Origin of the sequence: Blastococcus saxobsidens (assembly GCF_002938435.1) — a bacterium.
Classification (GTDB): domain Bacteria; phylum Actinomycetota; class Actinomycetes; order Mycobacteriales; family Geodermatophilaceae; genus Blastococcus; species Blastococcus saxobsidens.
In genome coordinates, this window is sequence record NZ_POQT01000039.1 from 17434 (window position 1) to 40185 (window position 22752).

General features: G+C 74.3%; 24 protein-coding genes. 15 read left to right on the forward strand and 9 right to left on the reverse strand.

The genetic code is table 11. The features are described 5' to 3' along the window. Positions 1 to 44: 44 nt before the first annotated feature. The 4 genes from C5507_RS18710 to sigB all read left to right on the forward strand — a co-directional run bounded on the left by C5507_RS18710 (position 45) and on the right by sigB (position 2321). Positions 45 to 209, forward strand: coding sequence for a DUF1028 domain-containing protein (locus tag C5507_RS18710; RefSeq protein WP_104530019.1), 165 nt, complete (start codon positions 45 to 47; stop codon positions 207 to 209). Between the two features lie 10 nt (positions 210 to 219). Next, on the forward strand, positions 220 to 390 hold the full coding sequence (locus C5507_RS18715; protein WP_104530020.1) for a CsbD family protein: 171 nt from the start codon (positions 220 to 222) through the stop codon (positions 388 to 390). Between the two features lie 231 nt (positions 391 to 621). Further along, positions 622 to 1053: a D-aminoacyl-tRNA deacylase gene (gene dtd, locus C5507_RS18720; protein ID WP_104530021.1), complete on the forward strand. Its 432-nt coding sequence runs from the start codon at positions 622 to 624 to the stop codon at positions 1051 to 1053. A gap of 281 nt (positions 1054 to 1334) precedes the next feature. Continuing rightward, on the forward strand, positions 1335 to 2321 hold the full coding sequence (sigB, locus tag C5507_RS18725; RefSeq protein ID WP_104530022.1) for an RNA polymerase sigma factor SigB: 987 nt from the start codon (positions 1335 to 1337) through the stop codon (positions 2319 to 2321). Positions 2322 to 2520: 199 nt separating this feature from the next. Here sigB and C5507_RS18730 read toward each other — a convergent pair whose 3' ends face one another. Both C5507_RS18730 and C5507_RS18735 read right to left on the reverse strand, forming a co-directional pair. Further along, positions 2521 to 5247, reverse strand: coding sequence for a bifunctional acetate--CoA ligase family protein/GNAT family N-acetyltransferase (locus C5507_RS18730; RefSeq protein ID WP_104530023.1), 2727 nt, complete (start codon positions 5245 to 5247; stop codon positions 2521 to 2523). Then, entirely contained in the window at positions 5240 to 6421 is a 1182-nt protein-coding gene (locus C5507_RS18735) for an acetoin utilization protein AcuC (RefSeq protein ID WP_104530024.1), read from the reverse strand. Before C5507_RS18735 ends, C5507_RS18730 begins: the two co-directional genes overlap by 8 nt. Before the next feature lie 151 nt (positions 6422 to 6572). Between C5507_RS18735 and C5507_RS18740 the strand changes: the two genes are divergently transcribed. The 3 genes from C5507_RS18740 (at position 6573) to C5507_RS18750 (ending at position 9835) form a co-directional block, all read left to right on the forward strand. Continuing rightward, complete coding sequence (locus C5507_RS18740; protein ID WP_104530025.1) at positions 6573 to 7298, forward strand: iron-dependent transcriptional repressor DtxR; 726 nt, start codon at positions 6573 to 6575, stop codon at positions 7296 to 7298. Positions 7299 to 7380: 82 nt separating this feature from the next. Further along, positions 7381 to 7656, forward strand: coding sequence for a hypothetical protein (locus C5507_RS18745; RefSeq protein ID WP_104530026.1), 276 nt, complete (start codon positions 7381 to 7383; stop codon positions 7654 to 7656). Between the two features lie 100 nt (positions 7657 to 7756). After that, the gene (locus C5507_RS18750) at positions 7757 to 9835 is read left to right on the forward strand and encodes a S9 family peptidase (RefSeq protein WP_104530027.1); all 2079 of its coding nucleotides are present in this window, start codon (positions 7757 to 7759) and stop codon (positions 9833 to 9835) included. A 69-nt stretch (positions 9836 to 9904) separates the two neighbouring features. On the opposite strand, the gene C5507_RS18755 is transcribed toward C5507_RS18750, so the two are convergent. The 3 genes from C5507_RS18755 to C5507_RS18765 form a co-directional block, all read right to left on the reverse strand. Further along, on the reverse strand, positions 9905 to 11071 hold the full coding sequence (locus C5507_RS18755) for a DUF4192 domain-containing protein (RefSeq protein WP_104530028.1): 1167 nt from the start codon (positions 11069 to 11071) through the stop codon (positions 9905 to 9907). 139 nt (positions 11072 to 11210) lie between these two features. Then, entirely contained in the window at positions 11211 to 11966 is a 756-nt protein-coding gene (locus C5507_RS22480) for a hypothetical protein (protein ID WP_158657646.1), read from the reverse strand. Between the two features lie 41 nt (positions 11967 to 12007). Beyond that, entirely contained in the window at positions 12008 to 12301 is a 294-nt protein-coding gene (locus tag C5507_RS18765; protein ID WP_104530029.1) for a Dabb family protein, read from the reverse strand. A gap of 94 nt (positions 12302 to 12395) precedes the next feature. Here C5507_RS18765 and C5507_RS18770 point away from each other — a divergent pair, with 94 nt between their 5' ends. The 7 genes from C5507_RS18770 (at position 12396) to C5507_RS18800 (ending at position 19202) form a co-directional block, all read left to right on the forward strand. Then, positions 12396 to 13649: a glycosyltransferase family 4 protein gene (locus C5507_RS18770; protein WP_104530030.1), complete on the forward strand. Its 1254-nt coding sequence runs from the start codon at positions 12396 to 12398 to the stop codon at positions 13647 to 13649. Continuing rightward, the gene (locus tag C5507_RS18775; protein WP_104530031.1) at positions 13643 to 14428 is read left to right on the forward strand and encodes a class I SAM-dependent methyltransferase; all 786 of its coding nucleotides are present in this window, start codon (positions 13643 to 13645) and stop codon (positions 14426 to 14428) included. Before C5507_RS18770 ends, C5507_RS18775 begins: the two co-directional genes overlap by 7 nt. A gap of 31 nt (positions 14429 to 14459) precedes the next feature. Continuing rightward, positions 14460 to 15524, forward strand: coding sequence for a glucosidase family protein (locus tag C5507_RS18780; RefSeq protein ID WP_242611074.1), 1065 nt, complete (start codon positions 14460 to 14462; stop codon positions 15522 to 15524). A 328-nt stretch (positions 15525 to 15852) separates the two neighbouring features. Then, complete coding sequence (locus C5507_RS23220) at positions 15853 to 16659, forward strand: hypothetical protein (protein WP_104530032.1); 807 nt, start codon at positions 15853 to 15855, stop codon at positions 16657 to 16659. A gap of 250 nt (positions 16660 to 16909) precedes the next feature. Then, positions 16910 to 17419, forward strand: a complete 510-nt coding sequence (locus C5507_RS18790) for a class F sortase (protein ID WP_158657647.1) — start codon at positions 16910 to 16912, stop codon at positions 17417 to 17419. Between the two features lie 20 nt (positions 17420 to 17439). Next, complete coding sequence (locus tag C5507_RS18795; protein ID WP_242611075.1) at positions 17440 to 18294, forward strand: glycosyltransferase family 2 protein; 855 nt, start codon at positions 17440 to 17442, stop codon at positions 18292 to 18294. Then, positions 18291 to 19202, forward strand: a complete 912-nt coding sequence (locus C5507_RS18800) for a glycosyltransferase family 2 protein (protein ID WP_104530034.1) — start codon at positions 18291 to 18293, stop codon at positions 19200 to 19202. The genes C5507_RS18795 and C5507_RS18800 overlap by 4 nt, the downstream gene beginning before the upstream one ends. A gap of 76 nt (positions 19203 to 19278) precedes the next feature. On the opposite strand, the gene C5507_RS18805 is transcribed toward C5507_RS18800, so the two are convergent. From C5507_RS18805 to C5507_RS18820, 4 genes are read right to left on the reverse strand one after another with little or no spacing between them, the layout of a single operon-like run. After that, positions 19279 to 19608, reverse strand: a complete 330-nt coding sequence (locus C5507_RS18805) for a TraR/DksA family transcriptional regulator (RefSeq protein ID WP_104530049.1) — start codon at positions 19606 to 19608, stop codon at positions 19279 to 19281. Positions 19609 to 19612: 4 nt separating this feature from the next. Continuing rightward, positions 19613 to 20293 (reverse strand): class I SAM-dependent methyltransferase, encoded by a 681-nt coding sequence (locus C5507_RS18810; protein WP_242611076.1) that lies wholly within the window; start codon positions 20291 to 20293, stop codon positions 19613 to 19615. Beyond that, on the reverse strand, positions 20290 to 21561 hold the full coding sequence (locus tag C5507_RS18815; protein ID WP_104530035.1) for a YibE/F family protein: 1272 nt from the start codon (positions 21559 to 21561) through the stop codon (positions 20290 to 20292). The genes C5507_RS18810 and C5507_RS18815 overlap by 4 nt, the downstream gene beginning before the upstream one ends. A 47-nt stretch (positions 21562 to 21608) precedes the next feature. Beyond that, a complete protein-coding gene (locus C5507_RS18820; RefSeq protein WP_104530036.1) occupies positions 21609 to 22049 on the reverse strand; it encodes an STAS domain-containing protein in 441 nt (146 codons plus the stop codon). 187 nt (positions 22050 to 22236) lie between these two features. On the opposite strand from C5507_RS18820, the gene C5507_RS18825 reads away from it, so the two are divergent. Beyond that, positions 22237 to 22722: an Hsp20/alpha crystallin family protein gene (locus C5507_RS18825; RefSeq protein ID WP_104530037.1), complete on the forward strand. Its 486-nt coding sequence runs from the start codon at positions 22237 to 22239 to the stop codon at positions 22720 to 22722. Positions 22723 to 22752 lie beyond the last annotated feature (30 nt).

A 22752-nucleotide genomic window follows, 5' to 3' on the forward strand; every position in this document is an offset into this window, starting at 1 on the left:
CGCCACCAGGGATTCGGCGCGTCCGGACGGGCCGTCCCGCCGGCATGACGTTCTCCATCGTGGCCCGCTGCCCGCGTACCGGACAGGTCGGCGTCGGCGCGCTCACCGCCATGGTGGGCGTCGGCAAGATCGCCTGCCACGCCGGGACGGGAGCGGGTGCCGTGAGCAGCCAGGCCGCGGGCCCGCATGTCTCCGGTCCCGGCGGGTAGCTGCGCGGGCATGACCGACGAGAAGAAGATCGCCCACAAGATCGACGAACTTGCCGGCAAGGGCAAGGAGACGCTCGGCCGGGCCACCGGCAACCCGGACCTGGAGGCCCAGGGCAGGAACGAGCAGGCCAGGAGCAACCTCCAGCAGGCCGGGGACAAGATCAAGGACGCGCTCAGGTAGGCGGCGCAAGCCACCCACCCGCGCCGCCGGATCTCGTCGATCGCCCGGAGGTCACCCGGGAGAGGCCATGGCACGGCCGGGGGCCCGACCGGTAGCGGGAGCAGCTCGTTACAACGGCTGCACCGGATGCGCCCCGACCGGACCGCCGCCGGCATGATCGTGATCGGGGCCGGTCGGTCGTCCGGGTCACCCCGTCGCCCGTCATCCCGACGCCACAGGGAGGATGCCGAGATGCGCGCCGTGGTCAGCCGGGTCAGTACAGCCGCTGTAACCGTCGCCGGGGAGGTGGTCGGCGAGATCGGCCCCGGGTTGCTGGCCCTCGTCGGGGTGGGCCGGGTCGACGACGTGGCCCGGGCGCACGCGCTGGCGCGCAAGATCCACGAGCTGCGCATCTTCCCCGGCGACGAGGGCGAGGTGGCGGCCGCTGATCTGGGGCTGCCGCTGCTCGTCGTCAGCCAGTTCACGCTCTACGCCGACACCCGCAAGGGCCGCCGCCCCTCGTGGCAGGACGCCGCCCCCGGCGAGCTGGCCGAACCGCTCGTGGACGAGGTGGTGGCCGAGCTCCGCCGGCGTGGTGCGACGGTGGACACCGGTCGCTTCGGGGCGCGGATGCAGGTGTCGTCGGTCAACGAGGGGCCGATGACACTGCTCCTGGAGGTCTGACCTCGCCCTTCGTCCGGGTGGGAATGACATGACTGGAACTGTCGGTGCCGGGTACCGGTGGGTGACCGAAGACACTCCCTGTCGGTTTGCTGTGAAGCGTGGGTTCGTGGAACACCGGACCCCCTGGCGGCCGTTGTGCAGGGCGTACCACACCGGACAGAGAAGGGTGGGACCGGCCGGAGATCCCGTCGCCGAGGGCCCACCCGACGCCTGGATGGACATCGCCGCCCATCGATGACCGGCGGATGCATCCGAATCGAAGGCAAGGACGAAGACTCATCGTGACGCTGCTGCAGTCCTCCCCCAATGACACCCTGGACGTGCGCTCTCCTCGGCGCGAGCCCGACGCCAGCGGCCTGGTCTCGACCGACCTCGTCCGCGTCTACCTCAACACCATCGGCAAGACCGCTCTGCTCACCGCGGAGCAGGAGGTCGAGCTGGCCAAGCGGATCGAGGCCGGCCTCTACGCCGAGCGGCTCCTCGCCGAGCAGCAGGGGCTCACCCCCGCCCGCAAGCGGGACTACAGGATCCTGGCCACCGACGGCAAGGCCGCGAAGGCCCACCTCCTGGAGGCCAACCTCCGGCTGGTCGTGTCGGTCGCCAAGCGCTACACCGGCCACGGCATGACGTTCCTGGACCTCATCCAGGAGGGGAACGTCGGGCTGATCCGCGCCGTGGAGAAGTTCGACTACACCAAGGGCTTCAAGTTCTCGACCTACGCCACCTGGTGGATCCGTCAGGCCATCACCCGCGCGATGGCCGACTCCGGTCGCACCATCCGGCTGCCCGTCCACCTCGCGGAGCAGGTCAACAAGGTGGTGCGGACCCGCCGCCGGATGCACCAGGAGCTCGAGCGCGAGCCCACCCCCGAGGAGGTCGGCCTCGAGCTCGACCTGCCCGAGGAGCGCATCGTCGAGCTGCTCGAGTACAGCCGTGACCTGGTCAGCCTCGACCAGACGGTCGGCACCGACGAGGAGTCCCGCCTGGGTGACTTCATCGAGGACGCCGACGCCGCGGTCGCCGAGGACGCGGTCGCCTTCCAGATGATGAAGGGCGACGTCCGGCACGTGCTGGACACGCTGGAGGAGCGCGAGCGCGACGTCGTCGTCCTCCGCTTCGGCCTCGACGGAGGCCAGCCGCGGACGCTGGAGCAGATCGGCAAGCAGTTCGGGCTGTCCCGTGAGCGGGTCCGCCAGATCGAGCGGGAGACGATGACCAAGCTGCGCGACCCGCAGCGGGCCGACGCCCTGCGCGACTACCTGGCCTGAGTACAGCCACACCGAGAGCCCGCCCCCGACCCGGGGGCGGGCTCTCGCTCATCCACGATCAGGTTCCCTGATCGTGGAGCGTCCTCCCTCGCGGTGCACGGTGAGGGAGGACGCGTTCCGGTCAGGGAGGACGCGTTCCGGTCAGGGAGGACGCGTTCCGGTCAGGGAGGACGCGTTCCGGTGAGGGAGGACGGCGCGGTCAGACCGCCGAGCGCATGCGCCGGGGGCCCGGGTCCACGCGCGCGGTCGGCGGTCCCACCAGCGCCGTCCCCCCGGCGACGACGAGCGATCGGCCCCCGTGCCACGGCTCGGCCGGACCGACGATCACCGGCTCCAGGTCCAACCGCAGCACCTCGGGGAGGTCGTCGGCCAGCCGGGCGACGCGCAGCAGCAGGTCCTCCAGCGCGGCGACGTCGACCGGCTCCGAGCCTCGCCAGCCGTTGAGCAGCGGCCACGCCCGCGGGGCCCGGACCAGCTCGGCGGCGTCGAGATCGGTGAGCGGCAGCGTGCGGAAGGCGCGGTCACCCAGCAGATCGGTCGCCACTCCCCCGACGCCGAAGCTCACCAGCGCGCCGAACGACGGGTCGTCGACGATCTCCACCACGGTGGGCACGCCCGGGGCCGCCATCTCCTGCACGATCACCGGGTCCCCCGAGGGGATGGCGGCGAAGGCGCCGCGCACGGCGTCGGCGTCGATCAGGTCCAGCCGCACGCCGCCCAGGTCCGACCGGTGCCGCAGCCACGGCGCGGTCGACTTCAGCACGACGGGGTAGCCGATCTCCTCCGCGGCGGCCACCGCCGCCTCGGCGTCGGCGACCGTGCGGGTGCCCAGCAGCGGCACACCGTAGGCGCCCAGCAGGGCCATCAGCTCGCCGTCGGTGAGCTCGCGCCCCCCGGGGCTCTCGGCCAGCACCCCGCGGACGACGGACTGCGCGGTGGCCTCGTCGACGTCCGGCAGCTCCGGCAGGTCCCCGACCGGCCGGCGCCGCCACTCCGCGTACTGGACGGCCTTGGCCAGCGCGATCACCGCTCGCTCCGGCGTGGAGTAGGACGGCACCGAGCCGCGGCCGGGCACCCCGTTGTCGTCGAGCACGGCGAGGTCCTCCGGGACGCCCTCGGTGGAGAGGAAGCTCGCCACGATCGGCTTGCCCGACCGGCGCGCGACGTCGCGCAGCGCCGGCCCGAACTCCGCCGAGCCGGCCATGAGCGGCGGGAGGAAGACGGCGACGACGGCGTCGACTCCCTCGTCGTCCACCGCCGCCTGCAGCGCGGCGCTGAAGTCCTCCGGCGTGCCCACCGCCCCGATGTCCACGGGCTCCTCGCGGGCCAGCTCCAGCCCCTCCTCCAGCACGGCGTCCGCGACGAGCCAGCCGATCGCCGTGGAGTTGCCCACGATGGCCACGCGCCTGCCCGCCGGCAACGGCTGGTGCGCCAGCAGGGTGCCGACGTCGAACATCTGCGCCACGGTCTCGACCCGGATCACGCCGGCCGAGGCGAACAGCGCCGCGACCGACTGCTCGGGCACCGCCACCGAGGTGCCGGCGAGCCCGCGGGTGACCTGCACGTGGCGGCCGCTCTTCACCGCCACCACCGGCTTGGTGCGCCCGACGGTGCGCGCCAGCCGGGCGAACTTGCGCGGGTTGCCGAAGCTCTCCAGGTGCAGCAGCACGACCTCGGTGCCGGGGTCGGTGGCCCAGTACTGCAGGAGGTCGTTGCCGCTCACGTCGGCGCGGTTGCCCGCGGACACGAAGGAGGACAGCCCCAGGTTGCGGCTCCGGGCGCTCTCGAGCAGGGCGACACCCAGCGAGCCGGACTGGGCGAAGAAGCCCACCCGGCCGCGACCGGGCACCATCGGCGCGAGGCTGGCGTTGAGCCGCACCTCCGGGTCGGTGTTGACGACGCCGAGGCAGTTGGGGCCGACGACGCGCATGCCCGACGCCCGGGCCGCGGCGACCAGCTGCCGCTCGCGCTCCCGGCCCGCGGAGCCGGTCTCGCCGAAGCCGCCGGAGATGACGACGAGGCCGCGCACCCGCTTGCGCCGGCAGGCCTCCACCACGCCGGCCACCTCGTCGGCGGGCACGGCCAGGACCGCCAGGTCGACGTCGTTCGGGATCGACTCGATGTCGGCGTAGGCCGGGACACCCCGGACGTGCCGGGCGCCGGGGTTGACCGGGTAGACGGGGCCGGCGAAGCCGTAGTCGAGCAGGTGACGCAGGACGGCGTTGCCGATCTTGCCCGGGTCGTTGCTCGCGCCGACCACGGCGACCGACGACGGCGTGAGCAGCCGGCCGATGGAGCGGGACTCGCTGCGCTGCTCCCGCTCGTAGGCGACGGCGAGGGCGTCCTCGGTCTGCTCGATCGGGAAGGTGAGGTGGACGACGCCGTCCTCGTAGGAGCGCTCGGCGTCGTAGCCGGCGTCGCGGAAGACGCGCACCATCTTGCTGTTCTGGGCCAGCACCTCGGCGACGAAGCGACGGATGCCGCGCTCCCGGGCCGCGGCGGCCAGGTGCTCCAGCAGCACCGATCCCAGCCCGCGGCCCTGGTGGGCGTCCTCGACGAGGAACGCGACCTCCGCGTCGTCGGTGCCCGGGTACCGGTCGTAGCGGCCCACCGCGATGATCTGGTCGCCGAGCAGGATGACGAAGGCCACCCGCTTGTCGTGGTCGACGTGGGTGAACCGGTGCAGGTCCTTGTCCGACAGCCGCTTCATCGGGCCGAAGAAGCGGTAGTAGCGGGTCTGGTCGCTGCTGCGCTCCATGAGGCCGGTCAGGCCATCGCGGTCCTCCGGGCAGATCGGGCGCAGGTGGACCGTCCCGCCGTCGGCCGCCACGATGTCGGCCTCCCAGCCCGGGGGCGGGGTGAGGACGGTCTCCTCGTCGGTGCCCGTGGGGGTGCTGGGAGGGGTGCCGGGGGGCTGTTCAGTCACGGGGGTCGTCCGGGTCCAGTCCGAAGTAGGGGAAGCTGGCGCGGCGGGTGCGCATGATCGCCCGGTCCACGCCGGACTCGGTGAAGGTGTCCCAGCGGGAGAAACCGGTGTACCCGCCCTCGGTCATGTGCGTGGGCGGCAGCACCCGGAGCCCGCGCTTCACGACGTCGTCCCGCCAGGACTCCGGGATCTCGGTGGCCGGGTCGAGCGGGGTGCCGCTGACCTCGGCGAGCAGGTGGGTCCAGGCCCGCGGCACGCACCGCACCAGGCCGTAGCCACCGCCGCCGAGCGCGATCCAGCGGCCGTCGCACAGCTGGTGGGCCAGCTCGTGCATGGCCTTGTAGCTGGCCCGCTGCCCGTCGATGGTGAGCGCGAGGTCGGCGAGCGGGTCCTCGTGGTGGGCGTCGCAGCCGCACTGGGTCACGATGATCTGCGGCTCGAACGCCTTCAGCACGCTCGGCACGACGGCGGTGAAGGCCCGCAGCCAGGCGGAGTCGTCGGTGCCGTTGGGCAGGGGCAGGTTGACCGCGCTGCCGAGCGCCTTCTCCGCGTCCCCGGTCTCCTCCGGGTAGCCGGTGCCGGGGAACAGGGTCAGCGGCGTCTGGTGGATGCTCACCGTCAGAACCCGCGGGTCCTCGTAGAAGGCGGCCTGGACGCCGTCCCCGTGGTGGACGTCGAGGTCGACGTAGGCGATCCGCTCGTAGCCCTGGCCGAGCAACCAGGCGATCGCGACCGCGGCGTCGTTGAAGACGCAGAAGCCCGAGGCGCTGCCCCGCATCGCGTGGTGCAGGCCGCCGGAGATGTTGACCGCGTGCTGGGCGGCCCCGCTGTGCACCTGCTGGGCGGCCAGGACGCTGCCGCCGGTGATGAGCGCCGCGGCGTCGTACATGCCCTCGAAGATCGGGTTGTCCGCGGTGCCCAGCCCGTGGCCGACCCCCGGGTCCGTGGGCGCCCGGCGCACCGCCTCCAGGTAGGCGGGGTCGTGCACGAGGGTCAGCAGCCCGGTGTCGGCCGGCATCGGCTGCAGCACGCGGAGCCGGTCGGTGGCCAGCACGCCGAGGCTGTCGGCCAGCCGCATCGTCAGGTCGAGGCGGACCGGGTGCAGGGGGTGGTCGCCGCCCATGGTGTAGCCCAGCAGCGCGTCGTCCCAGACGACGGTGATCGAGTCGCTCACGGGCCCCCTCCCCTACCGGCGCCCGGGCGCGCCGCTCGGGCCGGACGCTACCGGGTGACCGCCCTCGCCGTGGGTCGCCGGGACCACTCTCCGGTGCGACGGCCGGCCACCCCCGGGCCTCTAGACTGACGGCCGACACCGAGGAGTGGTTGTGAACGACCTCATCGACACCACGGAGATGTACCTCCGCACCATCTTCGAGCTGGAGGAGGAGGGGATCACCCCGCTGCGGGCCCGCATCGCCGAGCGCCTGCACCAGAGCGGCCCGACGGTCAGCCAGACCGTCGCGCGCATGGAGCGCGACGGCCTGCTCACCGTGGAGGGCGACCGCCACCTGCAGCTCTCCGAGGAGGGCCGCCAGCTCGCCACCGCGGTCATGCGCAAGCACCGGCTGGCCGAGTGCCTGCTCGTCGACGTCATCGGCCTGGACTACGCCGACGTCCACGAGGAGGCGTGCCGCTGGGAGCACGTCATGAGCGAGGCCGTGGAGCGGCGGCTGCTGTCGCTGCTCGGCAACCCGACCGTGTCGCCCTTCGGCAACCCGATTCCGGGCCTGGAGGCGCTGCGCGGCGAGGAAGCGCTGGGCGGCGAGACGTCGGCCGTCCTGGACTCCCTCACCCTGCTCTCCACGACGGCGACGGGCGAGGGCCGCCCGGTCGTCGTGCGGCGGATCAGCGAGCAGCTGCAGGAGAACGCCGAGCTGCTCCGGGCGCTGGCCGACCACGGCGTGCGGCCCGGCGTCACGATGACCGCCCGGCTGGTCGAGGGCTCGGTCAGCCTGGACGGGTACGTGCTACCGGTCGGCGTGGCCCAGCACATGTTCGTCAGCGCGGTCGACGAGGAGCTGACCCCCTTCGAGGCGGCCCCGCTCCTCTGACCGGCCGGCCGGGCGAGGGCAGGGCGGCTGTGAAGCCGCGGGCACGGACCGGCAGGAACCCGCCGGTGCCCCGGTACCGGCGGTGGACGTCTTCTCGGCGCAGCTCCTCCCCCGCGCCGCCGGCCCCGTCCTCCGCCGGGCCCGGATCGCAGGCTCCCTGCTCCCGGGGATGGTGAGCGGGGTGTTCCCGGCCGCCGCGGAGGACGACCTCGTCGTCGCCCGCCGGGCCGACGGCACCGAGGGGCTCCGGGTGCCGGCGGGCGACCCGGAGGTCGCCGCCGTCCTGCTGCAGGCGGTCCGGAGGGAGCTGCGGGAGGTCGCGCCGGAGGCGTTCCTGCAGGCCTGGGGCGTGCGCTGACCGGTTCCCGGCGTGGACGACGCCGCCGGTGGGAGCGCGGTGGCGGCCCGCAGCTCACTACGGTGGGAGCGTCCCCGCTGCCGCGTGAGAGAAGGCCCCGGTGAGCTCGTCCGCTCCGGCACCTGCCGACCCCTCCCCCGAGCCGACGCCCAGCCCGTTCCACCGGCTGGCCGACTTCGTCGCCATCCCGCGGATCGGGTCGCTGGCGCTCTCGCCCGGGGGCGACCGCCTGGCCGTCTCGCTGCACACGCTCGACCGCGAGGGCAAGAAATGGCGGTCGGCGCTGTGGGAGCTCGACCCGGCGGGGCGGCGCCCCGCCCGGCGGCTGACCCGCAGCGCTCCGGGCGAGTCCCCGCCCGTCTGGGCTCACGACGGCTCGTTGCTGTTCACCTCCGCGCGCCCCGACCCGGGCGTGCCGGCGGCGGACGAGCCCACGCCCGGTCTGTGGCGCCTGCCCGCGGACGGCGGCGAGGCACGGCCCGTCCTGGCCCGCCCGGGTGGGGTCGACTCCTTCGCCGTCGCCGCAGACAGCGGTGACGTGGTGGTGGTGGCCTCGGTCCTGCCGGGTGGGTCCGACCCGGCCGCCGACGAGGAGCTGCGCAAGAAGCGCGCCGACGCCGGGGTGACGGCGGTCCTGCACGAGGCCTTTCCCGTGCGGTACTGGGACCACGACCTGGGACCGGCGGCGCCGCACGTGTTCTGGGCAGGCCGCCTGCCGGCCGACGAGGAGCCCACCGGCCCGGCGCCCGTGGAGCTGCGCGACCTGACGCCGGACGCGGCGCCGCCCACGGGGGCCGGGGACGACCTCACCCTGTCCCCCGACGGCTCCTGGCTGGCCCGCGCGGAGGACGTGCCCGACGGCCCGGCGGGCCGGCGCACCCGGCTGGTGCTGACCGACACGGCCACCGGGAACACCCGGGCGCTCGTCGACGACCCGCTGGCCGACGTGTACGGCGCCGCGTTCTCCCCCGACGGCGAGCGGCTGGTCTGCGTGCGCGAGTCGCTGTCCACCTACGCCGACCCGCCGGACTACACCCTGCTGCTCGTCGACGTCGCCGACGGAGCGGCACGCGAGCTCACGCCGGACTTCGACCGCTGGCCCAGCGCACCGCAGTTCTCCGCCGACGGCACCGCGGTCTACTTCCTCGCCGACGACGACGGGCGGCACGCGGTGTTCCGGGTGCCGGTGGACGGCGGCGCGCCGGTGCGGCTGACCGGCGACGGCGCCTACGCCGACCTGCAGGTGGCACGGGACGGCAGCGCCCTGTACGCGCTCCGCTCCGCCTACGACACCCCGCCCGTGCCCGTCCGGCTCGACCCGGCGGCGCCGATGCAGGACCCCGAGCCGATCCCGAGCCCGGCGACGGTGGAGCGGCTGCCCGGCACGCTCCAGGAGCTCAGGACCACCGCCCCCGACGGCGCGCAGGTGCAGTCCTGGCTGGTCCTCCCCGAGGGTGCCTCCGCCGAGTCCCCGGCGCCGCTGGTGCTCTGGATCCACGGCGGCCCGCTGATGAGCTGGAACTCGTGGTCGTGGCGCTGGTGCCCGTGGGCGCTGGCCGCCCGCGGCTACGCGGTGCTGCTGCCCAACCCGGCGCTGTCCCAGGGCTGGGGCATGGACTTCGTGCGCCGCGGCTGGGGCACCTGGGGCGAGGCGCCCTACACCGACCTCATGGCGGCGGTGGACGCCGCCGAGCAGCGCCCGGAGATCGACGCCTCCCGGACCGCGGCCATGGGCGGCTCGTTCGGCGGTTACATGGCCAACTGGGTGGCCACGCAGACCGACCGCTTCCGGGCGATCGTCACCCACGCCAGCCTGTGGAACCTCGAGGGCTTCGTGGGCACCACCGACGCGGCCTACTACTGGGAGAAGGAGTGGGGCGACCCGCTCACCGAGCCCAAGCGCTACGAGCAGAACTCGCCGCACCGCTTCGCCGACGCCATCCGCACGCCGATGCTGGTCATCCACGGGGACAAGGACTACCGGGTGCCGATCGGCGAGGCGCTCGCCCTCTGGTACGCGCTGCAGAAGCGCGGCGTGCCGTCGAGGTTCCTGTACTTCCCCGACGAGAACCACTGGGTGCTGAACCCGGGGAACAGCCAGGTCTGGTACGACGCGGTGCTGGCGTTCCTCGACGAGCACGTCCTCGGCCAGGAGTGGCGGCGACCCGAGCTGCTGTGAAGGAAGCCGGCGACTTCCACCGTTCGAGGCGACCGAAGGCCATGGGGTCTCTGAGCGGCACACCTCCGGTCACCGCGGCGCGTCGGCGGCCACGGCCTGCTCGATCAACTCGCGCAGGTCGGCGGGGATGAGGCACGCGGCGAGGCCCCGGGCGAGCAACCGGGCCAGCCCGTGGTCGGGGTCGCCGTCCAGGGCCCGGTCCAGGGCGATGCCGGCCATCGCGCCGTCGCCCCGCAGCCACACGCTGACCGCCAGGAGGGTCGCCGGGGCCGCGTCCAGCGGCGCCGGGGCCCGTCGGGTGCACTCGGTCCACAGCGCCTCGGCGGCCGCGGCGTCGGCGCCCAGCGCCAGGCCCAGTGCGCGGTCGCGGACCCGCGTGTCCCGCAGCGCCCACACCACCCAGGCGACGTCGTCGTCGCTCAGTGGTGCGGGCGGTGGGACCGTGCCGGGGCGGCAGCGGGCCAGGGCCTCGCCGAGGGCGGTCCACGACTCCTCGACCAGCGCAGCCTCCCCGACGGCGCGCAGCCGGGCGACCCGCTCCCCCGCCGTGCGCACGCAGGCCGCGACCATCGCCGCACGGGCGCCCGGTGGGGCGTCGAGACGGGCGGCCAGCGCCGCCCGGTCCGGAGCCACCACCTGCCCGGTGGTCACCGCCGCGGCGGCGAGGGCGCTCACCCCGCCGGGCAGCGGTGTGCCCGCCAAGGGCAGGCAGCAGGGGTGCGGGCAGTCGTAGGACCACCAGCGCCCCCGGCGCACGAGGAGCGCGTCGCGCACCGGCACGTGCTCGGCCGAGAGCGCGACCACCAGCTCGTGCACCAGCTCCCGGTGCGGGAGCTCGGCGGCCGGTACGAGGGCGCCGTCCGCCTCGTGCCCGATCGCCCACGGATCGAGCTCGTCGGCCGGTACCAGGGCGCCGTCCGCCTCGTGCCCGATCGCCCACGGATCGACCTCGTCGGGGGCCTCGGAGACCACGGCCAGCAGGGCCGCGGCCGGCCGGTCGGTGCGCAGGCTGCGCACCAGCTGCGCCGCGGCGGCCGCCCGGTCCCGGGGGGCGGGGAGGTCTGCCCGGACGGTCAGACCCACCCGGCCGCCGGACGCTCCGCCGAGGCCGATGAGGACCACCGACTCCTGCGGCCGGAAGCCGAGCAGCTGCGGCAGCGCCGCGGCGACCTCACCGGGATCGGAGATCCGCACCTGGGGTCGGTCGGGGCGGTGCTGCGCGAGAGGAACGTCCATGGGCCGACCCTGGCGGTCCGCCGGCGGGTCCGGCGGAGGCCGGAGCCATCTGTGGACAGTGATGATGGGTGTGCACAACCAGCACCGGCTGCCGGGCCTGACCCCTCTGTGGACGACGCCGGGGCTGTGGACGGCGGGCTCAGCCCAGCGCGTCGGCCTGCGTCTCGTATGCCTGCGCGAGCAGCGCGGCGAACTCGGCCGGGTCGGTGCCGGCCGCCTCGCCCTGCGTCGGGTCCACGACGACGGAGACCAGCACGACCAGCCGGTCGCCGTCCTCGACCATGCCGATCAGCGTGGGCACCGAGATCCGGGTGCCGTCGGGTGCGGCGATCGCCGTCGTGAGGCGCGCGAGGGCGGCGCCGTCCCCCAGGTCGTCGACCGGCAGGTCCTCGAACGTGAGGGTGGCCTGGCCGAACTCCGGGGAGGAGATCGCGGCTTCCGGACAGCGCTCGGCGGCCTCGCTCAGCGAGGCCGTGACGTCCTCGATCGGGCCACCGCGGAGCAGCATCTCCACCGTGGCCACGGGGCCCGCGGACGCGCTCTGCGCGGCCACGTCGTCGAACGCGGAGAGGTCGGGCTGCGTGCTCTCCACCGATGCACGGCAGTTCTCCGGCTGGATCTCCACGTCCTGACCCGCGACCAGGCCCGCGCCCGACTCCAGCTGCTCCGGGGACACCGCGACGACCGTGGCGTCGGGGCCGAACGCCTCGGCGGGCAGCAGGCCCTGGGCGAGGTCGGACCCCTCGGCCGGCTCCTCCGACTCCGCCACCGACGACGTCGCCGCGCTGGACGACGCGGCCTCCTCGGAGTCCCCACCGCCGCAGCCGACGAGCAGGACGGCCGCGGCGATGCCGGCCGACAGGCGAGGGAGGCGACGCGACAGTGCAGTGGTCATGCGAGGACGGTAACCGCTGCGACGCGGCCCCGGCGCCCGCGTCAGATGCGGTACTGCACCGCGCTGCGCGCGGCCAGGATGGGCCGCACGTGCTCGGCGATGACCGCCAGGTGCACCGGGTCCTCCGCGTACCGGAGGAAGGCCTCCGCGTCCGGGAACTCCGCGACGAGGACGGCATCGGCGTTGCCGTCGCGGAGGCCGGCGTCCTCCGCGACGACGAGGGAGGTCATGCCACCCACCTGCGTCCGGAGGTCGCGCAGCGCGGCGACGGTGGCGGCCCGGCGGTCGGCGTCGGCGTCCGGGGACCAGGTGAAGACCACGACGTGTCGGATCATGCGGTCACTGTGCCAGTCGCCGCGGCGGGCCGTCGGGCCGCGGCGTTACCAGCTGGTAGCCGGGGTCGCCCACCGGCTCGTTAGAGTCCGACCCATGGGACGGTCGCTGCGCATCGCACTGCTGTCCTACCGGAGCAAGCCGCACAGCGGTGGCCAGGGCATCTACGTCCGCGCCCTCTCCCGGGAGCTGGCCGAGCTGGGCCACCGGGTGGAGGTGCTCAGCGGGCAGCCCTACCCCGAGCTCGACGACGGCGTGCCGCTCACCCGCGTGCCGAGCCTGGACCTCTACCGGGAGCCCGATCCGTTCCGCACCCCGCGGCCGTCGGAGATCCGCGACTGGATCGACGTCGCGGAGTGGGCCACGATGTGCACCGCCGGCTTCCCGGAACCCCTCACCTTCACGCTGCGCGCCGCCCGGCACCTGCTCCCCCGGCGCGGGGAGTTCGACGTCGTCCACGACAACCAGTCGCTGGGCTACGGCCTGCTCCGGCTGGTGGACGCCGGCATCCCGACCGTGGCGACCGTCCACCACCCGATCGCGATCGACCGCGAGCTGGAGCTGGCCGCCGCACAGTCGCTGCGCCGGAAGCTGACCCTGCGCCGCTGGTACGCCTTCACCGGCATGCAGGCACGCGTCGTCCAGCGGCTGGACGGCGTGACCACCGTGTCGGAGAACTCCCGCCGCGACATCACCACGCACATGGGGCTGGCTCCGGAGCGGATGCAGGTCATCCCCGTCGGCATCGACCCGGACCGCTTCACCCCGCCTCCGGCCGGCCGGCCGCGCGACAGCGACTCCGTCCTGGCGATCACCAGCGCCGACGTCCCGCTCAAGGGCCTGGTGCACCTGCTGGAGGCCGTGGCCAAGCTGCGCACCGAGCGTCCGGTCCGGCTCACCGTCGTGGGCACCGCCCGCCCCGGCGGGCCCGCCGAGGCAGCCCTGGACCGGCTGGGCCTGGGCGACGCGGTCCGCTTCACCGGCTCCGTGCCCGAGGACGAGCTGGTCGCCCTGTTCCAGCAGGCCACCGTGGTGGCGATCCCGTCCCTCTACGAGGGGTTCTCGCTGCCCGCCGTCGAGGCGATGGCGTGCGCCACCCCGCTGGTCACCACGGACGCCGGCGCCCTGCCCGAGGTCGTCGGCACCAAGGCCGGCCTGCGGGTGCGGGCGGGCGACGTCGGCGAGCTGACCGCCGCCCTGCAGCTGGTGCTCGACTCCCCCTCCCTCGCCGAGCAGCTCGGCCGCGCGGGCCGGCGGCGGGTCCTCGACACCTTCACCTGGCGGGCCACCGCCGAGCGCACGGCCGACTGGTACGCGCAGATCCTGGACCGGAAGGGACGTCCTTGCTGACCGTCGACTACGACCAGCTCGGCCTGCGGCCGGGGATGACGGTCCTGGATCTGGGCTGCGGCGAAGGCCGGCACGCCTTCGAGGCCTACCGGCGCGGCGGCCGCGTGGTCGCCGTCGACTGGGGCCGGCACGAGGTCGAGACGACGAAGCGCTGGCTGGGCGCCATCGCCGAGGCCGGCGAGGCCCCGGAGGGCGCCCGGTACGAGGTCGTCCGCGGCGACCTGCTGCACCTGCCCTTCCCCGACGCCAGCGTCGACCGGGTCATGGCCTCGGAGGTGCTGGAGCACATCCCCGACGACGCCACGGCGATGCGGGAGATCTTCCGGGTGCTCAAGCCGGGCGGCCGAGCGGTCGTCACCGTGCCGCGCTACGGCCCGGAGCGGGTCTGCTGGGCGCTGTCGGACGAGTACCACGCCAACGAGGGCGGGCACATCCGGATCTACCGCGGCGACGTGCTGCGCGCCCGGCTGTCCAGCGCGGGCCTGGTGCCGGGCCGCAGCCACCACGCGCACGCGCTGCACGCCCCGTTCTGGTGGCTCAAGTGCGCCGTCGGCGTGGACAGGGACTCGGCCCTGGTCCGCGCCTACCACCGGCTCCTGGTGTGGGACCTGACCACGCGTCCGCTGGTCACCCGCCTCGCCGAGAAGGTGCTGGACCCGCTGTTCGGCAAGAGCTTCGTGGTCTACGCCGACAAGCCGGCGGGCGCGGCGTCCACCGGCTTGTCGGCCGAGGTCTTCGGCGTCGTCGGGCAGCGGGAGCGGTCCACTGCCACCGGCTGACCGTCCGGCAGCGCTGCCGGACCTGCCCGGGGTGCTCTCCGCCGCCCAGGTACGGCAGACGGTCGACTGGATCGCCGGGGAGCAGTACTCCGACGGCGGGCTCCCCTGGTTCCGCGACGGTCAGCTGGACCCGTGGGACTCCGTGGAGGCCGCCATGGCCCTCGACGTGGGCGGCCGGCACGAGCGGGCACGCGCGGCCTACCGGTGGCTGGCCGGCCGTCAGCGACCCGACGGCAGCTGGGCGGCCGAGTACCGGGCAGGTGCGGAGACGGCGCCGGCCGCGGAGAGCAACCACGCCGGCTACCTCGCCGTCGGCCTGTGGCACTCCTGGCTGAGCACCGGCGACGAGCAGTTCGTCACCGAGCTCTGGCCCGCGGTGCGCCGCGCGCTGGACCTGGTGACCCGCATGCAACTGCCCGGCGGCGCGATCAGCTGGGCGCTGCGGCCCGACGGCACCCCGGACGACCTCGCGCTGCTCACCGGCAACGCCAGCCTGTTCCAGGCGCTGCGCTGCGGGCTGGCCCTGGCCGACCTGACCGGTGAGGCGCAGCCGGACTGGGAGCTCGCCGTCGCCGACCTCGGGACGGCGCTGCGGGAGCGGCCGGATGCCTTCGCCGACCGCGGCCGGTTCTCGATGGACTGGTACTACCCGGTGCTGGGCGGGGCGCTCACCGGCGCGGCGGCGCAGGACCGGCTGGCCGCCGGCTGGGACCGCTTCGTCGTGCCGGGCCTGGGCATCCGCTGCGTGTCCGACCGCCCCTGGGTGACCGGCGCGGAGACCTGCGAGCTGGCGCTCGCCCTGGTGGCGGCCGGCCGGACCGACGAGGCGCTCGAGCAGCTGGCCGCCATGCAGCACCTGCGCCACGACGACGGCTCGTACTGGACGGGCTTCGTCTACCCCGACGACGCCCGGTGGCCCGTCGAGCGCACCACCTGGACGGCGGCCGCGGTGGTCCTCGCCGCCGATGCGCTGGCCGGGGCGACGCCGGCCGCCGGCCTGTTCGCCGACCCCGGGGTGCTGCCCTCCCCGGGCATCCCCGCACCCGCCCCCTCCGTGACCCCGTTCGCCGGGCACGCGGAGCCGAGCCGGCGCTGACCGGCGGGTCCGACCGCACCACTCCGCGCGCGCGAACACCCGCCAGAGGCCTCACAGTCGGCTACGCGGTGTGATCGTCGGGCGTCCCTCGCCGACCTCACCTCGCCGTCCCGCCATGGGCGGCGCCACGTCGCATCTTGTGACTCTCCGTCATGACGTGGAAGTTTTCAGTGCGCCGATGTCCCCCGGACGGCGGAATTGTCCGACGTCAGGCTGCGGAGAGTAACGACCCTGGCCCTACTGGTCCCACAAGCATCCACGCCTCGGGACCGAGGCATGCACGACCGCTTCCGGCTCGGACCGGCCCGGTCGAACACAGGGGGTAACCATGACCAGCACTGTCACACCCGCTCGGGCACGTCTGACGTCCACGGCCTCGGGGCGGCTCTCGCTCCTCGCCGCCTCCGCCACCCTCCTGGCCGTTCCGCTGGTGCCCGGCGTGGCCGCCGCCAGCAGCGACCCGCAGGTGACGCTGTGCCACGCGACCGAGTCCGCGACGAATCCGTACGTGCAGATCACCGTGGACGCAGCAGGTGCCTACAACGCCCACTTCAAGCAGCACGCGGACCTCGGCGCGGGCGACATCATCCCGCCGTCGGTGTACAAGGGCGAGCAGTTCCAGTTGAACTGGGATGCCGAGGGTCAGGCCATCTTCGCCGCCGACTGCGGGGACCCGCAGACGCCGGACGAGCCGAAGAACCCCGACGAGCCCAAGAACCCCGACGAGCCCAAGAATCCCGACGAGCCGAAGAATCCCGACGAGCCCAAGAACCCCGACGAGCCCAAGAACCCCGACGAGCCCAAGAACCCCGACGAGCCCAAGAACCCCGACGAGCCCAAGAACCCCGAGACCCCGGACAAGCCGGAGAGCCCGGACAAGCCGGAGACCCCGGAGACGCCTGTCGGACCCGGGAACCCCGCGGGCGGGGGCGCGCCGGCCGCGCCGGAGAGCGCCCAGGGCCGGGCCGACACCGGAACCCGGGCGGCGTCCGAGGTCGGACCCATTCCCGGCGCGGCGGACGCCGGTGACGGGCCGGTCAGCACCTGGCAGCTGACCACCGGGCTCGCGCTCGTCTCGGCGGGTGCGCTCACCGGCGGCTTCACCTTCTTCCGGCGCCTCACTGCCGGCAGCTGAGGCGAGCGTCGTGCGCCGGCTGACGTCGGTCGTCCTGAGTCTGCTGCTGTCCCTCGCGGGCGCCGCCCTCCTGGTGAACCATGCGTGGGGGCCGCAGACTGAGTCCGGTCCGGGCTCGGACATACCGACGTCGGCCGGCGCCGCCGCGCACACCGTCGCACCTGCGGCGGGCACGCGAACGGATCCCGCGCGCCCGGGGGTCCCGGTACGGCTGGAGATCCCGCTGCCCAGCAGGAACCATCCCGGCGGGGTGTCTGCCCTCGTCACCGCAGACCCCCTCACCGAGGCGGGTGACCTCTTCGTCCCGGCGGACCCCCGCGTCGTCAGCTGGGCCGAGGAGGACGCGGCACCCGGCGCTGCCCGGGGCACCGCGATCCTCGTGGGGCACATCAATTCCGTGGTCGACGGTGAACTGGTGCGCGGCGCCCTGTCGGACCTGGCGGAGTACGCCGTCGAGCACGTGGGCGAGGAGTTCACGGTGGTCCTGGCCGACGGCCGTGAGCTGGCCTACCGCATCACCGGCGGGGAGCAGTACGACAAGGACGAACTGGCCGCGCGACCGGAGCTGAGGGCCGCGCTCTACGACCAGCAGAGCGCGTTCGGCCCAGCCCCCGGCACCGGGCGGCTGGTGCTCGTCTCCTGCGGCGGCGCCTTCGACCGGACGACGGGCAGCTACGAGGACAACGTCTTCCTGTACGCGCTGCCGGTAGGTACCGGCACCTCGGCGTCGCACGAGCCGGCCACGGTTGGCTTCCGGTAACCGCGGGCACGGTGTCCCCCGTGCCCACAGCCAACCCTGACGTCACCCTCGTCGTCATGTCCCGCGACCGGCGGGAGGAGCTGCTCGCCAGCCTGCCCCGGCACGAGGCACCGGTGATCCTGGTGGACAACGCCTCCACCGACGGCACTGCGGAGGCGGTGCGGGCCGCGCGGCCCGAGGTCACCGTGCTCGGCCTGGAGGAGAACGTCGGCTCCTACGCCCGCACCATGGGGGTGGAGCACGCCGGCACGCCGTTCGTGGCCTTCGCCGACGACGACTCCTGGTGGGCACCGGGCGACCTGGCCCGGGCCGCGGCCGTCATGCGGGCACACCCGCGGCTGGCGGTGCTCAACGCCCGCATCCTCGTCGGCCCGGAGGAGCGGCTGGACCCGGTGTGCCGGGAGATGGCCGCCAGCGCGCTGGGCACCCCGGCCGACCTGCCCGGCCCCGCGCTGCTCGGCTTCGTCGCCTGCGGCGCCATGGTGCGCACCGAGGCGTTCCTGCAGGTCGGCGGCTTCGACCGGGTCGTGCGGTTCCCCGGCGAGGAGGAGCGGCTGGCCCTGGACCTCGCGGCGGCGGGCTGGGGCATCGCCTACGTCGACGAGGTCACCGTCCACCACCACCCCTCGCCCCGCCGGTCGGCCCCCGAGCACCGCCGCGCGGCGATCTGGCGCAGCCGGGTGCTGACCGCGGTCATGCGCCAGCCGGCGCCCGAGGTGGGACGGGTGGTCCTGCGCGCCCTGCGCACCGGCACGGCCGAGCGGCGGGGACTGGTGCACGCCCTTCCGGACGTGCCGGCCGCCCTGCGCGCCCGCCGTCCGGTGCCGGAACAGGTGCGCGCCGATCTGCGCCTCCTCGCCGGGGATCCGGCATGACGGCGTCCGCGGGGCCGGATCCCCGGGTGGCCGTCGTGGTCATCACCCACCAGCGCCGCGACGAGCTGCTGCTGGCGCTCGACCGCCTGGTCTCGCTGCCCGAGCAGCCGCAGGTCGTCGTGGTGGACAACGGCTCGACCGACGGCACCGCCGCTGCGGTCCGCGAGCGCTTTCCGCAGCTGGCGTTGATCGCCAGCCCGGAGAACCTGGGCGCGATCGGCCGCAACCTCGGCGTCGCCCGGCTGGACACCCCCTACGTCGCGTTCTGCGACGACGACACGTGGTGGGAACCGGGCTCGCTGCGGACGGCGGCCGACGTCCTCGACACCCACCCGCGGCTGGCGGTGGTCACCGCGCGGATCCTCGTCGAGCCCGGGAGCACCGAGGACCCGATCGTCGCCGAGCTCCGCGACTCCCCCGTGCGCGGCGCCGGCTGGTTGCCCGGGCCGGCGCTCGGGTCCTTCCTCGCCGGCGCCTCGGTGCTGCGGCGCGAGGCGTTCGACGAGGTCGGCGGCTTCTCCGAGCGGCTGTGGCTGGGCGGTGAGGAGGAGCTGATGGCCGCTGACCTGGCCCCCCGCGGCTGGGAGCTGTGCTACCTGCCGGCGCTCACCGTGCACCACCAGGCCAGCCGCGCCCGCGACCCGCACAAGCGGCGGGCCGACGGCATCCGCAACACGCTGTGGACCACGTGGCTGCGCCGGCCCGTGCGGCCCGCGCTGCGCCGCACGGTCCAGCTGCTGCGCACGGTGCCGCGCGACCGGGTGACCGCCCGGGGGCTGGTGGCCGCGGTGCGCGGGATGCCGTGGGTGCTGCGCGAGCGCCGGGTGCTGCCGGCCCACGCCGAGGCCCGCTTCGCCGCCCTCGAGCACGCCCAGCGCACCTCGACCGCACGCAGGTACGTCTCCTGAACCCGGCGGTTCGTGCACTTTCTGCCCGGCGGTTCGTGCACTTTCTGCCCGGCGGTTCGTGCACTTTCCGCCGGGTTCAGTGGGCGCAGTCGATGCAGGTGCGGGCGGTCGGGCGGGCGGCCAGCCGCTCGGCGGCGATCGGGTGCCCGCAGGACTCGCAGCGGCCGTAGGTGCCGGCCTCCCAGGCGGTGACGGCGGCGTCGGCGTCGGCCAGCCGGCGCCGGGCCTGCTCCAGCAGCGCGACGACCTGCTGCCGCTCGAAGGCGATGGTGGCGCCCTCGGGGTCGTGCTCGTCGTCGGCGTTGGAGGCCTGGGAGGCCGCCACGATCTCGTCGAACTGGCGGGTCAGCGCCTCGATCTGGGCCTGGGCGGCGGCCCGCTCGGCACCCAGCGGGTCCCTGCCCACCCGCTCACCGCTCACGGCGCAGCAGCCGCAGCGAACCGGTGCCGGGCAGCTCGGCGAAGTCGCCGGACCCCACCACCCGCCGGTAGACCGCGTAGGGCGCCTGCCCGCCGTCGGCCGGGTCGGGGAAGACGTCGTGGATGGCGAGCGTGCCCCCGACGGCGAGCTTGGCGACCCACGCGTCCTGGTCGCGCCGAGCGGACTCCTCGGTGTGGCTGCCGTCGAGGAAGAGCAGCGCCAGCGGCGTGGTCCACAGCGGGGCCAGCGTCTCCGAGCGGGTGACGACGGCGATCACGACGTCCTCGGCCCCGGCGTCGGCGACGGTCCGGCGGAAGTGCGGCAGGGTGTCGATCCGGCCGACGGCGGGGTCGACCAGCGACGGGTCGTGGTACTCCCAGCCGGGCTGGTGCTCCTCCGACCCCCGGTGGTGGTCGACGGTCACCACCTGGCGGCCGGTCTCGCGGGCCGCCGCGGCCAGGTAGAGCGCGGACCTGCCCATCCAGCTGCCCACCTCGAGCAGCGGCCCGGGGACGGCGACGGCGCGGGCGGCCTCGTAGAGCGCCCGGCCCTCGTCGTCGGGCATGAACCCGGGGGCGGCCTGGGCGGCGGCGAGGAGTGAAAGGACCCCGTCCTCCTCCCCCCTCGCAAGCTCGGGGCGAGCCTCGGGACGGGGCCGCTTGATCATCATCGTGAGAACCTAGCCCGCAGCGAGACCAGCCGGCGCTCGGTGGCAGCACCCGCCTCGGTGTCGGCCGCCTTGGCGAAGAAGGCCCCGGCGGCCGTGGTCACCGGCACCGCCAGCACCAGGGCGATCGCGCCGACGAGGGTGCGGATCACCTCCTCGGCGAGCGCCGAGCTGGTGAGCACCACCCAGCCGGGCTGGTCGTAGAGCTCGAAGAGCAGCAGCAGCGGGAGCGCGGCCCCGGCGTAGGCGAAGACGATCGTGTAGACGGTCGACGCGATGTGGTCTCGCCCCACGGCCATGCCGCGGGTGTACAGCTCCTTCCACGTCATGGAGGAGTCCACCTCGTGCAGCTGCCAGATGGCGGATGCCTGGGTGATCGTGACGTCGTTGAGCACGCCGAGCCCGGCGACGACGATGCCGGCGAGGACCAGCCCGGAGAAGCTCAGGGTCGGGTCGAAGTTGTTCAGGGTCGTCGTCTCCTCGCTGGTGAGGCCGGTGAGCCGGGCCGTCGCCACGGCGACCGAGCCCATGATCGCCACCAGCGCGAGCCCGAAGAGCGTGCCCACCAGTGCCGTGGTGGTGCGGGCCGAGAACCCGTGCGCCAGGTAGAGGACGACGAACATGATCGCCGCGGAGCCGACGAGGCTGACGAGCACCGGGGAGTCGTCCGTGAGCAACCCGGGGATCACGAACTGGAGGAGGACGAGGAAGGCGAAGGCGAGGCCGACCAGCGAGGCCAGCCCCCGCCACCGGGCCACCAGTCCCACCACGAGGGCGAACGCGACGGCGAGGGTGATGATCGGCACGTCGCGCTCGTAGTCGTAGAAGGCGTAGGACGGCCCGCCCTCGGTCGCCGGGTCACGGGTGAGGACGAGGGTGTCGCCCTCCTCGACACCGTTGGTCACGACGACGGCGTCCAGCTCCACCTGGACGTAGTCACCGGCGCCGTCGCCGTCCAGCACCTCCGCCACCGCCCGGGCGCACTCGGCCGCGGCGCCGGAGGGGTCGCCGCAGTCGTAGGTCTCGACCGACACCACCCGTCCGTCGGGGTAGGTGGTGCCCGGCGGGAGGTAGGTGGCGGCGACCTGCTGGGCGCGGGTGGGCTCGCCGTCGGGCCACATGACCAGGAGCCCGATGACGGTGGCCAGACCGACGGGGACCAGCAGCAGGAGCATGAGCCACACCGCCCGCCGGCGGCGGCTCAGCGCCTCGTCGCTGGGCGGCGGCGCATCCGGATCGGGACCGTGGGAGTGAGCGGGTGACGACGGCACCCGGTCAGGCTAGGAGGACGGCGGCCGCCCGGCCGCCCCGACACCGGTCAGGAGTGCTGACGCGGTCCGGGGCGGGGCACTCCCTCGCCGTAGGGCTCCGACACCTCGCCGCCGGCCTGGACGACGGTGAACCGGTGCCACAGCCCGGTGAGCTGCAGCGAGCGCGACACCGGCAGGGTCGGCTCCACGAGCACCATCTCGATCCCCCGGGGCACCGCGAGCTTCTGCAGCTGCACCAGCACGGCCAGCCCCGCGGAGTTCATGAAGCCGACGTCCCGCAGGTGCAGTTCCACCCGCTGCAGCGAGTGCTCCGCCAGCAGGATGTCGGTCAGGGTGCGCACCAGCGGGCGTCGCGCGACGTCGGTCAGCTCGCCGCTGACGGTCAGCCGGGCCGTCTCTCCGTCGATCTCGTGGACGACGGTCGGCTCGTGGCCCGGGGCGTCCCCGGCGGACGAGGTCTGCGGCGTGGCATCGGTCGGCTTGTCCACACCTCGCCTCTGCCCCACGCGGTCGGGGTTCACGCACGCTTTCGCCGCCGGACCCGCCGCACCGCCGGGAACATTTTCCACCGGCAGACGTTTACCTGGGTGCGCAACCGAGGTAATCTTCAGTCGCCACTAGAGGTTCTACCTCGGGCAGCGAACACCAGCACCGACGTCACAGGAGGTTCCAGCCATGATGCTGACCGCTTACGACCCGTTCGCCGCCACGTCCGCCGCGTTCCGAGCGCTCGACCAGCTCACCGGCCGTGCCGGCGCCGGCACGGCCCGCCCGCTGTCGGGCATGCCGATGGACGCGTACCGGGTTGGCGACAACTTCGTCGCCCACTTCGACCTGCCCGGCGTCGACCCGGGTTCGATCGACCTGTCGGTCGAGGGCAACACCCTGACCATCAGCGCCGAACGGTCCGTGCCGCAGCTGGAGAACGCGGAGTGGACCGTCGCCGAGCGCCCGTTCGGTAGCTACACCCGCCAGCTGGTGCTCGGCCGCAGCCTCGACACCGAGCGCCTGGAAGCCAGCTACCACGACGGCGTGCTGACCATCAGCATCCCCGTCGCGGAGAAGGCGAAGGCCCGCAAGATCACGGTGAGCCGGGCCGACGCGCCGGCCGCCGTCGAGGCGCGCACCATCGAGGGCGAGCAGCCCGCGGTCGAGAGCTGATCGGCTCCCGCACCCCCAGCACGGCAGGGG